Here is a 16,839-nt window from a genome sequence, read left to right on the forward strand (position 1 = left end):
AGTCCGTCCACAGGAGCCCAAGGAGGGTTGCACATGAATGTGCTTTTTATCCACCAGAACTTTCCTGGCCAGTTTCGCCATATTGCTGCACACTTGGCCCGGCAACCTGACGTCAATGTATGTGCTATCGGTCGTGAACACGCGCCGGGCCTGGCGGGGATACGCCTGTATCGTTACCGCCCACACCGCCCGGCCAGCAAGGACACCCATCCCTACGCGCGCACCTTCGAGGAGGGCGTGTTGCATGGTCAGCAGGTGCTTCGCCTGCTGCTCGACCTCAAGGCCAAAGGCTACCGCCCGGATGTGATCGTCGCTCACCCCGGCTGGGGTGAAACCCTCTATGCCAAGCAAGCCTTTCCAGATAGCAAGCTGATCCATTTCTGCGAGTACTACTACCGCACCGATGGAGCGGATGCAGGCTTCGATCCCGAGTTTCCGCTGACCCTGAATGGCGCCGCGAGCATCCACAGCCGCAACGCACTGCACCTGCTCAATCTGGAGAACTGCGACGCAGCTATTACCCCGACCCACTGGCAACACAGCCTGCATCCCGCCGCTTACCAGGACAAGATCAAGGTCATTCATGAGGGTATCGATACCGCCAATCTCGGTCCTGATCCCAATGCCGTGCTCAGGTTGCCCAATGGTCAGCAACTGAAGGCTGGCGACCCGGTGGTGACCTACGTGGCACGCAATCTGGAGCCGTATCGTGGCTTTCACCAGTTCATGCGGGCCTTGCCTGGTGTGTTGGCGGCTCATCCCTCCTGCCAGGTGGTGGTCATCGGTGGCGATGACGTGAGCTACGGCAGCAAACCCCATGATGCCCCCAACTGGCGTACCAAGCTGTTACGAGAGAACCCGGTCGATCCGAATCGGGTGCATTTTCTCGGCAAGGTTGACTACGTCACCTATCGCACGGCCTTGCAGGTGTCCGCCGCGCATATCTACCTGACCTATCCCTTCGTATTGTCCTGGTCGCTGCTGGAAGCGATGGCTTGCGGCTGCCAGGTGATTGCTTCTGATACGGCGCCGGTGCGGGAAGTCATTCGGGATGGTGAGAACGGGTTGTTGGTGGACTTCTTCGATGTCAGAGGACTAAGCGAGCGATTGTTAAATGTACTGGAACAGCCACGGAAGTTTCATCAATTAAGGCATGGCGCGTGGAGCAAGGCGCAGGAGTATGCCATTAAGCAAGGCAATCAGCGCTATATCAGGACAATGGCCGGAAAAAAGGAGCCTGTCAAATATGCCCAGAGCGAAGCCGAAGCCATGTAATAAAACAGGCATTTTGATCAGTGCACATACTTTAAAGATTTCGACTAGAGAAATGACTGATATAGAAATTACAGAATTATAGAAGGCGCGGAGTTGGAGTCTATACCAGCATTAGATACAGGGGGGGATGGCTTTAAGTATGATCGAGCTACTCGCCATTGATTAGAACAGTAATTTTATGCCTCGCCGGGGCTTTTGAATGCATGCAAATTTATTTGCTTTGGCTTGTTTTTTAGGGTGGGTTTGACGCCGTTTTTCTATTTCTCGAGGAGAGCAATATGAGCTTTGTGTTGGAAAGGATTACTTCTGTTGAACAGGTCCGAGTGATTAATGACGCTGAGCGCGCTTCTCTGGATTACGACACTCTAGTCTATGCGAAGAATCATCAACTATTCGCGGATGCCTGGGCAGTCGATAAAGAGAAAGACTGCTATTTATTGAGGGCGCCTCGTGTAATGCGTGAGGATGGAGAAAATCGCACATATTATTTTTATTTCAAAGGGGAGCTTTACAAATTTTATTTGGTCGGTTGGTTTGGGGGGGAAGTGCGCTTTAATGATTCTTCAATTTCACTTAGCAGCCTACCATCAGGATTTAAGGGGGCGGTCACAGCAGCTTTCGCTGTTTATGGTGAAAGCGGTAGCGGCCCATTGAATCAGTTCGGCAATCCTGAGTTTGCTATTTCCCCTATCTTTAAAGAGGGGGCTTGATCGTGATGGTTTCTCTCGAACAAGCAAAAGCCGCACTTACTTCAGGTGGTCATACTACTGCTGATCTCTTTGATCTCGTGAGATCGGTTACCGGTAGTGTAAGTGGCGCGAATAATCAAAGTACCTATCTTCTGTATTCAGGTCAAATGCCTGACGGCACGTATGCATCAGAGGTTGCAAGGACGCTTAAGTTGGCTGGATGTCTTGATGTCACTGAAAGCGACGTTGGGAAATTGCTTAACAGTGAAGAATTCATGGGGGCCTTAAGGAAGGCTATTAAATTTGAGGTGCTGGGTGATCCCTATGCGAGTCCGGTCACGCAAGATCAAGTCGATGCGCTGAATAAAAAATTTCAGTTTGTTTTATATGGTAAGGATGGTGTGGATGCAAACGGACCTCGTGTAAGCTCTGATTCTTTTTGGGATATAGCATCAAAAAGCTATGTCACTGAAGCTGTAGGCAGTTTCCGCATTGTCGCGCCGACGAATATTTCTGATATTAGTGTCTTTGTCACTAATGAACTTCCGGCACTGTTGGATAACCCTAATGTCTCAGAAATTGATGGCATTCCCAGAATCGAACTGGTGGAAATGCGGGATAGGGTGGGGTTGGATCGTGTCAAACACTTCATATCTGCCAACTCCCTGCAGCAAGTGTATTTTAGTGGCCTTACATCTGGAGGTGTGTCGGAATATCTAAAGTTAACGCCTGAGTCTCTTGCGGAGCAGCTTAAGGATCCGAACAAATTTACAGCTTGGACGGAGCATCTTCAAAACCTTACTCCTGAACAGCGCGCCTCTTTTGAATTGGGTGCAAAGGCTTGGAGCTCACCAGAGCTCAAGCTCAATATTGGCTCCCGTATCTTTAATAAACTTCCTGTCGCGGGAGCTTTGCTGGGATTCACCTTAGCAGCCGTGCAGGCCTCTGAAGCGGAAGCCGCGGGTGATTCGGAAGGCGCCAAAGAAATTATGAAACTTTGGGCTATCGATGCTGCTGGCGCTGAGTTGGGGGCAGCGATCGCTACAGCGGTTGCCGGTATCGTATTGGGCATCATGGCCGGAGTTGGGGCTACTGTTTCAGCTCCTGTGGCCGCCGCCGCGTTGTTTGGGGCTGCGCTGATTGGTGGGATATTTGGCGGCGAAGGTGCAATAGAGTTTTATCAGCTCCTGCATGATCGCGATGACAACGGCAAGTCGGATCTTATGGACAAGCTCAGCAATTTGCTGTTTGGAGCGACGTCCACAATCTTCACTCCCTTGCCTGAGGATTTGAACGGCGAACGTTTAACGTTGAATGCCGGTATCACGCGTGAACAGATAGTTGCGCATGCGAAGGAAGATATCGCCTGGCGATTTGCTCTGCGGGAGCTGAATCCATTTGTTGTTACCGATATTGCTTATGACCGACATAATCTGGACGGTTCGTTGGATCTTTACGATCCGGAAACGGGGAAAGGAAGTATGACGGAGTCATACCTTCAAGACAGGGCAGCGATGCTGACTTGGAAAATTCTATTCGACCAAGGGGCTCAGGACGAAGATGATGCTCCTCATGACGGGCCTAAACCGTATAACGACAATTGGGATACCAGCCAAGTTGAGGGGAACTGGGATTTTGTCGATCTTTCTAGACGTTTGCCGGGAGGCGCTCCCTTAACCTTAGCGATTGACGGTAATGGAATTACGCTACATGACCATCAGGTTGTATTTGGTAGTCAAGTGGCAGATTCAATTGAGGGTGCTGGAGAGAGTGATCGCCTCTACGGAGGCGCTGGCAACGACACTCTCAAAGGCGAAGCCGGCAACGACTACCTCGAAGGCGGCAGCGGCGACGATAGGCTGTTTGGCGGTAAGGATAACGACACGCTGGTCGGCGGTAACGGCAATGATCAATACGAGTTCGCTACTGGTGATGGTCACGACATACTGATCGATGCCGGTGGGCTGGGCGAGTTGTGGATCGACGAGGTGCACTACACCTTAGCGCAACGTTTGGCGCCTGGCACCGACAGTTGGCACAGCCAAGACGGCAAGGTCAAGTTCCTGTTCTCCGGCAGCGACCTGCTGGTGTTGTATGGGCAGAACGACAGCATTCTGATTCGTGACTACCAACCTAGCGCACTTGGGTTGGAGCTCGAGGACTACACACCGCCACAACTGCCACCAGCCACCTCTGTGATTACCGGTACCGTCGACTCGGATAGCCTGGACGGCACTACCGGGGATGACCGCATTCTAGGCCTTGAGGGTGCTGATCGGATCAACTATGACCCAGCCTCTGTACTCGAGGGACACGATACGTTGATCGGTGGCGCGGGCAGCGACACGCTATTTGGTGGGGCCGGTAATGATGTCATCCATGCCTTTACCGAGCAGTCGCAAGGGCCGGCCAATACTCCGCTGGTACAGGGCGGCATCACCGGCGACTGGCTGGACGGTGGAACCGGTAATGACCTGCTCGTCGGCTCGGGCGGGATGGACGGGATTTTCGGCGGCTCTGGTGCGGACACCATCTCCGCAGGCGACGACGATGATGTTATCTACAGCGATGGCATCAGTTCGGGCGTGGATGCCCGCCGTTCTTTCCAGTTTGGGGCGGGTGCGGTGGGTGATGACATTCATCGCTACGCGCTGATACCAGCATCGGTATGGACTCCGCTGACCAATGATAATGGCGGCGACGATGTGATCATGGCCGGCGCGGGAAATGATCTGGTGTACAGCGACAGAGGGCATGACTACGTCGAAGGTAATGCCGGTGATGATTATTTGATGGGTGATGTGGGTAACGACACTCTGATCGGTGGTGAGAATAACGACACCTTGATGGGCGACGGCTACGACGTGGAGACCGGCGTGCCTTACCTGCGCAGAGTGCTGGGGGACGAGCATGGCAACGACCTGCTGATTGGCGGCCAGGGTAACGATCTGCTGTATGGCAATGGTGGCCATGATCGCCTCTTTGGGGGAGAGGGAGAGGACAACCTGTTTGGTGATGATCGCTCGACACCGCGTGAGTATCACGGTAACGACTATCTCGATGGTGGCGCGCAAGATGATGTTCTGTTCGGCCTGGGTGGAGACGACACGCTTCACGGTGGCGCGGACAACGACAAAATGTTCGGAGATAGTAATGGCGACAAGTCAATACCGACCACGCACGGTGCTGACTATCTTGATGGCGGCGAGGGCGACGACACCTTATATGGTGATGGCGGCGACGATGTACTGCTAGGTGGTAATGGTAACGACTGGCTCAGTGGCGATGATGATTATGCCTCTGACGGCGTATCGCAGGTAACCGGAAATGACACGCTGCTCGGTGGCGCCGGCAATGACTCGTTGTTGGGTGGCAACGGCAATGACCACCTGGATGGCGGTGCCGATGCGGATTTTCTCTTTGGCGGAGATGATAACGACACCTTGCTGGGCGGTGACGGGAATGATCGCCTGGAGGGTGGCGAGGGCGATGACAGTCTGAACGGCGGCCTGGGCGATGACGTGATGCTCGGAGGTGCTGGTAATGACACTTTGCAAGGTGGTGGCGGGCGCGATGTGCTGCTCGGTGGGGCTGGCGATGACCTCTACCTGCTGACGCTGAGTGACATGCAGGTTTCGGAGGGGCTGATGAGCCGCATTGACGACTCTGACGGCCACTCGCGTGTGCACTTGCTCGATATCGCACGCGAAAACCTGGGTGTGCGCGATGGTGGTGGCGGCAATCTTGTGTTGCAGGTCGGTGCCGAACACCAGGTGCAGGTGGATAGGGGGTTGAGTGGTGCCTCACTGGAGTTCCAATTCAGCGATGGCCAAGTGAGCCTGGATCGTTTGCTAGGTGAGGCGTTGCTAACGCGCGTGGTTCGCACTGATACCACCGGTGCTGGTGCTGTTTACGGTGGTGCTGCGGACGATACCTTGACAGTTAGAGGGGCTGGCGGTGGTGCAACGATCTCTGGCGGACAGGGCGACGACAATCTTGCCCTATTAGCAAGCGGGGGTGGAGCCCTGCTGTTTTCCGCTGGAGATGGGCGCGATACATTGATTACTGAGACTGCCGACAGTCCAGGGCGCACCGGAGAGAATACCCTGCGTCTGGGCGAAGGTATTGCCCTGAGCGATTTGCGGCTGAGTAAAACTGGCAACGATTCCTATGTTCTGTCGATTGGTGTCGGGGGTGATGCCATCCTTTTCGAGGCTTCGGGGGTGACGGAGTTGCCCCGGCCCTTCGATCGAGTGGTGTTCAGCGATGGGGCGGAGGTGAGTTGGCAGCAGGTACTGGATAGCGGTATTCATGTTGAAGTTAGCGACTTATTGGTAAGAGGCACGCAGACGCATGACCTGATTGCCGGCAGTGCACAAGACCGGAGGGTCGAGGCCTTGGCGGGTAATGATCTTCTCGAATCAGGGGTTGGGAATGAAACTCTGGAGGGTGGTCGAGGCGACGATACCTATCTATTCAACGCCGGCTTTGGCCGCGACACAGTTGATAACCAGGGTGCATTGGCTGGCGAGGTGGATCGTATTGTTTTCGGCGTGGGCCTGGCCCATGCCGATGCACGGTTTATCCGTCACGACGATAATCTGCTGGTGTGGTTTGACCAGAGTGATCGCCTGCAAATCACCGGCTTCTTCAGCAACCAAGGAAAGGAGACTCTGGAGTTCGCCGATGGGCAGGTGTTTGACCGTCTGAGTCCGCCGCTTTATGAGGGCGTGCAGGGGTTGGCCACCGAGCAGGCTGATCAGCTAATGCTAGGTGCTGGCGACGATCAGTTTGATGCACTGGCTGGCAATGACTCGATCTTTGGTGGCGATGGCAATGATCGACTGCTAGGCGGTGCCGGTGACGATCACCTTGAAGGTGAAGCTGGCGATGACTGGTTGGCTGGCGGTACGGGCAATGATTATTTGGCTGGGGGTGTGGGGGTTGATACTTATGAGGTGTTTGCAACGGATTCGCGGGCAACGATCACTCGGATTGTCGACCCGGACGGTGGCAACCAACTGATTGTAGGGGGCGGCCTGCGAGCGCAGGATGTGCGTGTCGTACGCGACCAGCAAAGCGCTACTCTGCGACTGCTGTACCGACCCGGTAACACCGGGGCTTACAGTGTGGTGCGCTTGGAGGATCAACTGCGGGACCAAGGGGCGTCTGCCCCCATTGCCTTAGTCCGATTCGAGGCCGAACCTGGGGTGACGTGGTCGGCGGCGGATCTATTACGCATGGCCCTCACAGGCGGAGCGGGGGATGAGGTGATCTATGGGTTGGCCAACGCTGCGAATACGCTGCGCGGAGGCGCCGGTAACGATCGCCTATTAGGCGGTGCGCTGGATGATCAGTTGGATGGCGAGGCCGGCAATGATTGGTTGTTGGGTGGCGCCGGTAACGACCGCTACACCTTTGGCCTGGGCTCCGGTAATGATCGCGTAACAGATCTGGAGGGTCTCAACCGGGTTGAATTGGCATCGGGTCTCACCCCGGACGATATTCAACTGGTGCGAACCGGTGCGCCATTTGACCTAATGCTTGAGCACGACTCCTTGGTGTTGATGCTGCGCGGCTCGGGTGAGTTTTTGGTGCTGGAGCAGTTTTTCAAACCGGGTGACGCAGAGACTGCTGTTCACTTTGCCGACGGCACTGTCTGGAGTCATGTCGAACTGGGATTACGGGCGGGAAGCAGTGTAACGGGCTTGGCCGATACGCAAACAGGTGGTGCTGGCGATGATGAGTTCCGGGTCGACAACCCGCTAGATCAGGTGGTTGAACTAGATAATGGCGGCACCGACGGAGTTCTCAGTTCGGTCAGCTATCGGCTACCGGTCAATGTAGAAAACCTGCAGCTCACTGGCATTTTGTCAATTGACGCCACCGGTAATAACGCTGACAACGTGCTGCGTGGTAATGCGGGCGATAATCGTCTCGATGGTCTGCAAGGATATAACACGTATGCAGGCGGTGCGGGCAATGATACTTATGTTATTCGCGATAATAGTGAGTACCAGAGGCTGGATCTGTTCAGCTTGATGGCTGGCCTTTCCTTTTCGCTTGAGGAGCGAGCCGGTGAGGGTGTCGACAGTATCGAAACCAATGCTTTTGTCATGCATATGCCCGAGCAGGTTGAACACCTGCGGGTGACCTCTCTGATTGATGTGCAGAGTATCGAGTCCCGAGGTTTTGCAGGCGACGCTCGCTTTCAGTACACAGGGAATGCCCTGAACAATCGCATCGACTTATCGGGCACGGATTTTGACTTGTTTGGCATCCTTCGCTCAGTCAGGATCGATGGCGGTGCCGGTGCTGACACCATGCTCGGCAGCAATATCGAGGACACCTACGTTGTTGACGATGTGGGCGATGTCATTATCGAGCGCGGCAATGCTATTGATACCGTCGAATCCCAGTTGTCCTGGCAGTTGGGCGATATGCTGGAAAACCTGCTGCTCACCGGCGGTGACACTACCGACGGCATAGGGAATGCGCTGGACAATGTCCTGAACAGCGCCGAGAACGGTGCGGTCAACCGTTTGAGTGGATTGGGCGGTGACGACACGTATCTGATTGGCTTGAACGACATTGTGGTCGAAGCAGCTGGCGAGGGCACGGATACGTTGCACCTGAGCGAGCGAGCAGGCGATACCTCGACGGTTTTTCATGCGCAGCAGTGGGCGAATATTGAAGTCATCAAGGCCGGCGATAAGCTTGGTTCGGTTGACCTGATTGGCGACGATCGCGACAACAGCTTGTACGGTAACTACTCGAGCAACCTGCTCGAGGGCGGTGCGGGCAATGACATCCTTTATGGCGTAAGCCTGCGGTACGACCGGTATAACCGGTTAGAGTACCCGTCTACATTAGATCGATTCTTCGGCGGAGATGGGGACGACCGTATCTACGCCTTTGGCGGCTACGCGGAGATTGACGGCGGGTCCGGGGCGGATCTTATTGAGTTGGATGGTGTGACATCCGCTCGAGTCGAGGGAGGTAGCGGTAATGATCTGATCCGTTTGACCGGGCGATCTTCGTCTCTGACTCTCGGCTTTGGTCTGGGCAGTGGCCAGGACACCGTGATGTCCAGTCACACCCGAACAGCTGCAGGCTGGGAGCAGGACAAGAGCATCCTGTCCAGCATTGTGGTCGCTGCAGGCACTCAGGCCAGCCGTTTGCGTTTCACCCGTGAGGGGGCGGATATCCTGGTCAGTCTGCAGGACAGCACGGATAGCTTGAGGGTTACCGCATTTTATGAAAACGAGAGCAGCTCGTTGATCCAATCTACGATCGACTCAATCAGGCTTGCGAGTGGCACGTTGCTGAATCGTGATGCGTTAGCGGCGGGTGTGGGGCGAGTCGAGTTTAGCGACGCGACAGAGATGGATGATCTACTGATCGCGGATGAGGCCGGTGCTGTGCTATCCGCAGGTGCTGGCAATGACTACCTGGCTGGTCAGGGAGGGGGCGATACACTGATCGGCGGCGCGGGGAACGATTATCTGGTTGGTGGCGCGGGCTCGGATACATTCCTGTTCTCGCTCGGCTGGGGCAATGACACGCTGGACAATAGAGCCTTCGGCTCGGAGGCCATTAGTGCTAACGATGCCATTGTGTTCGATGGCACGGTGTTTATCGACGATCTGATGTTTAAGAAAAATGGGGAAGGTTTGCTGATTACCCATCGTACGACATTGGATAGCATCTTGGTTCTCTATAGCTCGGATGATCTGGATTCTTTGCCGACAGTCCGCTTTTCGGATGGTACGGTCTTGTCTCAGGAGCAACTCCTGATGCGGGCCTCCTCCCAGTTCGGTACGGAAGAGGACGATGTTCTCGACCTTGCCCCACAATACGACAGACTTTTGGGGTTGGGGGGGAACGACAAGTTAAACGGTGAGGGGTTGCTTGATGGGGGGGATGGCCACGATACCCTCGTGGGTAGTGGTGTTCTGATCGGCGGTAACGACGACGATCATATAACTGGCACTGGTGGTAGCGATCTGCAGGGTGGTGATGGCAATGACCTGCTGGTGGCGTATGACGATACCTGGGATCCTCAGGCCAGTGTCTTGGAAGGCGGTGCGGGCAACGATACGCTGTATGGCTCGTTCGGCAATGACACTTACGTCTTCAACTTGGGCGATGGCAGCGACCTGTTAATTGAGCGCCGCCCAGACCAAGCCTATGGCAACGTGGCTCCTTCCTTTGATGAATTGCTATTCGGCGAAGGTATTGATGCGGCCGATCTGAGCTTCGTTCGCCAAGGCTTTGATTTGCTTATCGCACACGCCAACGGTAGTGACCAGATACTCGTGCAAAACTGGTTTAGAGGGCCTACCGAGCACTTCAAACTGAACAGTTTGTATTTTGCCGATGGAAGCGAGCTGAGCCAGAGCGAGATTGAGAGTCTCGTTGTGTACCGTGGTACGGCCGCGGCCGACAGCATCAATGGTAGCGATCAGAACGATACGGTCTACGTTGGCGCTGGCGATGATCAGGTATGGGCTGGCAGCGGTGAAGATCGCGTGTATGGGGAGGCAGATAGCGATTATCTCGACGGCCAGGCTGGTGATGACACGCTGTATGGTGGCGATGGTAATGACCAGTTGATGGGCGGTGCGGGCAATGACCAACTGTTCGGTGGTACTGGCGATGACAAGTACGTATACAAGCCTGGTGATGGGGTCGACACCATCGACACCACAGGTGGTGGGAATGACGGGGTGTTCTTTAGCGGCGGTATCGATGAAACGCGCCTGACCTTCACCCGCGATGGCGACGACCTGCTGATCTTGGTCGATGAGGATACCGAGCAGTCGGTGCGGGTGCTGGATCACTTTCTCGGTGGTGACAAAGCCATTAGCTATGTGCAGCCCGATGGTGGACTGACACTTACCGCTACACGTATCGCTCAGATTGTTGCTGCAGGGGATGTGCCGGCTGGTTTTGATGCTCTCGTCGAAGGTACTGCTGCAGGTGAGCAACTGGCCGGCGGGCAAGCGCGTGATTTGTTGCGCGGCCTCGCTGGTAACGACACCGTGTTCGGTATGGGCGGTAATGACCAGATTGAAGGCGGTGACGGCAATGATTACCTGTCCGGCGGCAACGGCTCGCAGAGCGGTTCGGGTGATGACATTCTGATCGGTGGCATTGGCGACGACGTGCTTGATGGTGAGGACGGCGATGATCAACTAACCGGCGGCGCAGGTGATGACAAGTACTACTACCGTGCCAACGGCGGTGTCGATGTAATTGATAACTCCGGCGTCGGTTTCGATGGTGCCTTCTTTATAGGCATTGCGCGCACTCGGTTGAGTTTCCATCGCGAAGGCGACGATCTGCTGATTTTGGTGGATGGCGACCTTGAGCAGCAGGTAAAAGTTACTGATCACTTTCTTGGCGGAGATTTCGCCATCGACTACGTTCAGCCCGATGGTGGTAGTTACATCACCACCGCTCAGATTGCCGGCCTGCTGACTGCGCTGCCTGATGGCGGCACCGGTGAGCCAGGTGACGGCGGAACCAATCCAGGTGGTGGCGGCCAGCCTCCAGTTGCAGGGATTGGTGGTGAGGATGTCCTCACCGGAACCGCAGCCAATGATGTGCTGATTGGTGGTGCTGGTCAGGACACCCTCAATGGTGGCGCAGGTAATGACTGGTTGCTGGGTGGCGTTGGTGACGACACCTATGTCTACACCGCCGGCCAGGATGTGATTGAGGAAACGGGGGGCGCCGATAACCTTTTGTTCGCCGGTGGCATCACCTTCAGTCAGGTGGCCTCCGGTCTGATGAAATCGGGCAACGACCTGGTCTTGCGGGTTAATGGCAGTACGGCCAATCAGGTTACGTTGAAGGACTTTTTCCTCGGCGATGACAATCTGATCGAAACCATCGCTTTCGAGACCGGTGGCCAACTTACATCGGCGCAGATTTTCGGTGCTTTCGGCCTGCCTGTGCCAACCCCGATTGCGGCCTTCGACGATACCGTCCAGGGGTCAACTGGCGATGATGCCACGCTCGACGGGACAGCAGGTAATGATCTGCTGCAGGGAGGTAACGGTTCTGATGTGCTCTTCGGGGATGCTGGAAACGACCGCCTGGAGGGCGGCAACGGTGACGATATCCTGGACGGCGGCGCGGGCAACGACACGCTGGTCGGTGGCCGGGGTGTCGATACCTACATCTTCGCCGCTGGTGGTGGGCAGGATGTGATCGACAACAGTGGTGGTGGTGCCGATACGCTGCATTTCGAGGGTATCAGCTTCAATCAGGTCGCCAGCGGCCTGATGAAGAGCGGTAATGACCTGGTGCTCAATGTCAGCGGTGGCAGCGACAAAGTGACGATCCGCAACTGGTTCCTTGGTGGCGACTATGTTGTGAACACCATCACCTTCGCCTCAGGAGGGCAACTCACGGCTGCCCAGTTGTTCGGTGCCTTCGGCCTGAGCAACCCTGATCCGGTTGGTTCGCCTGTCTACGAGAACCTGCCTGACGAACGTGCCTTCGGCACCGTGCTGAGTGGACAGGCCGGTGACCAGATCATCCTTGGTTCCTCCGATGACGACATGATCGACGGCGGTGCAGGCAACGATACCCTGCGTGGCAACGCTGGTAGCGATTACCTAATCGCTGGAGCAGGGAGCGACACCTACATGTTTGCTCTCGGGGACGGTCAGGATGTAATCAACAACCTGTCCAGCACCCCGGATATCGACACCGATGTGCTGAGCATCGAAGGGATAGTCCGCGAGGAGCTGTGGCTGTCGCGTGATGGTGACGACTTGGTGATCGATGTGACGGGCTCAGAGGACGGCATCACCATCCAGGACTGGTATGCCAACTCAGCCCAGCAGCTTGACGTGATCCAGGCAGGTAGTTCGTCGCTGTATGCGAATCAGGTGGATAGTCTGGTCAATGCCATGGCTGCTTTCGGTGCACCAGCAGGTGGTGAGCTCAACTTGACGCAGACACAGCGTGATCAGTTGAACGTGGTTATCGCCGCAAATTGGCAATAGTTACCGAGCAACAGCAAATAGCCCGCCGTCCGGCGGGCTATTTGTTTTACAGGCTGAGGTCTGTCTCAGAATCGATGGTCAGATGCCATGCAATTGATTGGTCAAGTGGAATGCAATTACGCACATGCAGAAGCGGCACATACACACCCGCTCCGAAGCAAACAAAATCGTGGGCCGGGCCAGCGACCCGTCCACTACGCGGAACGATGGGTTTCGCTCCGCTCTACACCATCCTACGAAGAGCCCTCCGGCCCAGGACTCAATACCGGCCACTGCTGATAGGGCACCCAGACCACCCCCTGCCACTTCAACACCGACAAGCTCGTCGGCCCCGCAGTATTTCCCGGCGCGGCTCGCCAAGGCTGATGGGGTGTTGGTCGCGCAGGGCGGGGATGACGTGCAGCGAGAGCCACTGGCGGATGCTGCGGTTTTCCGGGTTGAAGTAATGGATCAGCGAAGCGTACACCGCCGATTCGCTGAGCAGCAGTTCATCCAGGTAGTCGCCGCTGCCGTCGAGCATACAGGCGTGGCGGCACTGGTCGTCGTCCAGGTTGCGCTCCACGCGCTCGGCCAGCAGCGGAAAGCCGATCAGCCGACCCAGGTAGTGGGCGCAGAACCAGCACTGGTCTTCCAGCAGCACGGCGCGCAGCTGGCGCTTGTGGCGGGTGAAAACGGTGGGGATCAGGACCTCTTCAGACATGGCGCACCTCCGGGAAGGAGGGAGAAAAGGGCGGGCACAGCGAAGCGCCTTTGGGGTGAAGGCAAAGAGGGGAGGGCATATCCATTTCCTCAATGGGTTCACCGCTGCTTTCGGGAGCAGTATTGCCGCTACGTGAAGCGTTTCTTAGGCGCTGGCCGAAAAGCTATTGGCGTCACGGAGTACGGTCAACCGTAGGGCGCATAACTGCGAAGCAGTTATCCGCCGATTTCCTTGCCGCAGCGCCGTAGCTCAGGTTTGTGGCGCGCTGCTCAAGCACAACGGCGGATAACGCTTCGCGTTATTCGCCCTACAAGAGCGTTGGCTCCGGCGTACGCATATGACCGTACCATCAGGCTCACCGTCGCTCCGCAGCGCGAACATTCAGCAAGAGGTCACCCGCCCAATCGTTGGTGTAAATGCCTTTTGCAACCGCCCGGTGAAAGGTGGAATATGGCCAGTCCTTCACCGCCGTAACCCAGCCGTGTTTCACCGGGTTGATGTGGATGTAGTCGAAGTGCCGCTGGTAATCCGTTTTGTCGCGGATCAGGTGCTCCCAGTAGCGAGCTTGCCAGATGCCGCGTTGGCCCCGTATCTGCTGTTCGATGCTCCGAGACTCTCCCTGAGGAATACGCCGAGCGAAACCGGATTTGATGACCTTCCAGCGCGTGGCGAAGTCGGCGTCTCCCGGTGGCAGCGTCCACAGGCAATGCATGTGTTCGGGCAGTACGACCCAGGCGTCGATGTGGAAGGGGTGATTGAGTTTGGTCTGCGCGATTACCCGGCGCAGCCGGTCGATTTCTCGGACCAAAAGGTTTGAGCGGCGGTCACGTAGCGTAACCGTGAAGAAGTAGGTGCCACCTTGCACCCACGCGCGTCGATAGTTTGGCATTAGGACCCTCCGTGTTGAGGGTACCTTGGGAATGCGGCGGATAACGCGGGGCGTTATTCGCCCTACATGAATCTCAGCCCCCGCGTAGGAGCTTGAAATTAGATAGAGGCCCGGACTTGAAAGGACGCATAACCGCGTTGCGGTTATGCGTCGATTAGAGATAAGTGACTACCCCTTTGGCGGGCAAGGGTCATTTCCGTAACTGTTGCGCTCACGGATTTGCCCTTGTTGGTTGTGAATCAGAACCTCGCTTTGCTGATTCACCGCAATGTTACGGGCATAGTCGATGGCTTCCCTTTGAGTCTCAAACTGCTTCGTGACTCGCTCGTTACCTGCACCACGCACTGCCCAGTTGTCGCCGTGTGGAACTACATGCTGATTTTTGCCAGACATGATTTTTACCTCTTGGTGATATGGGGGAGCAGAGGCGACGAGGGTCGCCTCTGTGGGCTTGCCTACTGCTTCACAAAGAAGCAGAAGGGGCGCCCGTCTTTACGGCGTACTTCTTTACCGCTACGCCAATGCTTGAAGGACATGCAAAACACGGCCTTGAAGCCTGGCGGCGGGGTGGGGGTTCCGCTCATGGCGAATACCTCTCATCCGAGAAGTCGTTGACACCGCCCGATCCTTGACCATAATCACCCGGCGCATTTGCCCAAATGCCAAGCGATTGATGTCAAATTTCAGTCGCGGCCCGTGTTGGCGGACTTCAGTTCACGAACACGGTCAAGACCCCCGGTATCCGTTGGCGCGGATGCCGGGGTTTCTTGTTTTCAGGTCCTGCAAGCTTACTGTCGTTCGACAGCTGGCGCTTCCCTGCGCCATATATTACTTACGTATTTCTAAAGAACACTCCTAATGCCCTTCCGTGGGCTTTTATGGTCTTGCCCCTAATTCAGTCCCAGCTCAGCGCGCCGCCGGTCTGGTACTCGATTACGCGGGTCTCGAAGAAGTTCTTCTCCTTCTTGAGGTCCATGATTTCGCTCATCCACGGGAACGGGTTGCTGGTGCCCGGGTATTCCTCTTTGAGGCCGATCTGGGTCAGGCGGCGGTTGGCGATGAACTTGAGGTAGTCCTCCATCATCGCCGCGTTCATGCCCAGTACGCCGCGCGGCATGGTGTCGCGAGCGTATTCGATCTCCAGCTGGGTGCCCTGGAGGATCATCTGGGTGGCCTCGTCCTTCATCTGGGCATCCCACAGGTGCGGGTTTTCGATCTTGATCTGGTTGATCACGTCGATGCCGAAGTTCAGGTGCATGGATTCGTCGCGCAGGATGTACTGGAACTGCTCGGCGGTGCCGGTCATCTTGTTGCGGCGGCCCATGGAGAGGATCTGGGTGAAGCCGCAGTAGAAGAAGATGCCTTCCAGGACGCAGTAGTAGGCGATCAGGTTGCGCAGGAACTGGCGGTCGGTCTCCGGGGTGCCGGTCTGGAACTGCGGGTCGGAGATCGAGCGGGTGTACTTCAGGCCCCAGGACGCTTTCTTCGCGACGCTCGGGATCTCGTGGTACATGTTGAAGATTTCGCCCTCGTCCATGCCCAGCGACTCGATGCAGTACTGGTAGGCGTGGGTGTGGATCGCTTCCTCGAAGGCCTGGCGCAGGATGTACTGGCGGCACTCGGGGTTGGTGATCAGGCGGTAGACGGCCAGCACCAGGTTGTTGGCGACCAGGGAGTCGGCGGTGGAGAAGAAGCCGAGGTTGCGCATGACGATGCGGCGCTCGTCTTCGGACAGGCCGTCCTTGCTCTTCCACAGGGCAATGTCGGCGTTCATGTTCACTTCCTGGGGCATCCAGTGGTTGGCGCAACCATCCAGATACTTCTGCCAGGCCCAGTCGTACTTGAAGGGTACGAGCTGGTTGAGGTCGGCGCGGGCGTTGATCATCTGCTTGTCGCCAACTTGTACGCGGGCGGCGGAGCCTTCGAGATCGTCCAGACCTTCCTGGATGTCCAGGGCGTCGAGGGCCTGCTTGGCGCGGGCGACGGCGTCGGAGTCGTCGGCGGATACGGCGCGCGCTTCTTCGACGGAGCCAGCGGCGTCGGCGTCGAGTTTGTCAGCGTTCTGCGCGGCGGCCTGGGCGACGGCCGGGGCGGCCTTGGCTTCGGTGGCGTCTTCTTTGTCGAATTCGTCCCAGCTCAGCATGGGTCCTCTCCTGTTCTGGATGGCCGTTCTGTGGCGGCCTGATGTCTGGTGGCGTGTGTGGATGCACGCTGAAGCGTTGGCTTTTCCCGTTTCTGGTTCCTCGCGTTCGCGGGGATGACGGG

The 16,839-nt window shown here is 56.4% G+C and carries 7 protein-coding genes; 3 read left to right on the forward strand and 4 right to left on the reverse strand.

Annotation, left to right across the window (positions count from 1 at the left end):
* The first annotated feature begins 33 nt into the window (after positions 1-33).
* The 3 genes from H681_RS09335 (at position 34) to H681_RS26735 (ending at position 12,985) form a co-directional block, all read left to right on the forward strand.
* Positions 34-1,275, forward strand: coding sequence for a glycosyltransferase family 4 protein (locus tag H681_RS09335; RefSeq protein WP_015476610.1), 1,242 nt, complete (start codon positions 34-36; stop codon positions 1,273-1,275).
* A gap of 278 nt (positions 1,276-1,553) precedes the next feature.
* On the forward strand, positions 1,554-1,985 hold the full coding sequence (locus H681_RS26350) for a hypothetical protein (protein ID WP_157883311.1): 432 nt from the start codon (positions 1,554-1,556) through the stop codon (positions 1,983-1,985).
* 5 nt (positions 1,986-1,990) lie between these two features.
* A complete protein-coding gene (locus H681_RS26735; RefSeq protein ID WP_236620536.1) occupies positions 1,991-12,985 on the forward strand; it encodes a calcium-binding protein in 10,995 nt (3,664 codons plus the stop codon).
* Positions 12,986-13,292: 307 nt separating this feature from the next.
* On the opposite strand, the gene H681_RS09345 is transcribed toward H681_RS26735, so the two are convergent.
* The 4 genes from H681_RS09345 to H681_RS09355 form a co-directional block, all read right to left on the reverse strand.
* Positions 13,293-13,685 (reverse strand): hypothetical protein, encoded by a 393-nt coding sequence (locus H681_RS09345; RefSeq protein ID WP_015476612.1) that lies wholly within the window; start codon positions 13,683-13,685, stop codon positions 13,293-13,295.
* Between the two features lie 355 nt (positions 13,686-14,040).
* Complete coding sequence (locus H681_RS09350; RefSeq protein ID WP_015476613.1) at positions 14,041-14,574, reverse strand: REP-associated tyrosine transposase; 534 nt, start codon at positions 14,572-14,574, stop codon at positions 14,041-14,043.
* A gap of 168 nt (positions 14,575-14,742) precedes the next feature.
* Complete coding sequence (locus H681_RS25715; protein ID WP_015476614.1) at positions 14,743-14,967, reverse strand: DUF2188 domain-containing protein; 225 nt, start codon at positions 14,965-14,967, stop codon at positions 14,743-14,745.
* Between the two features lie 502 nt (positions 14,968-15,469).
* On the reverse strand, positions 15,470-16,717 hold the full coding sequence (locus H681_RS09355; protein WP_015476615.1) for a ribonucleotide-diphosphate reductase subunit beta: 1,248 nt from the start codon (positions 16,715-16,717) through the stop codon (positions 15,470-15,472).
* Positions 16,718-16,839: the final 122 nt, after the last annotated feature.

Source organism: Pseudomonas sp. ATCC 13867 (assembly GCF_000349845.1).
Lineage (GTDB): Bacteria > Pseudomonadota > Gammaproteobacteria > Pseudomonadales > Pseudomonadaceae > Pseudomonas.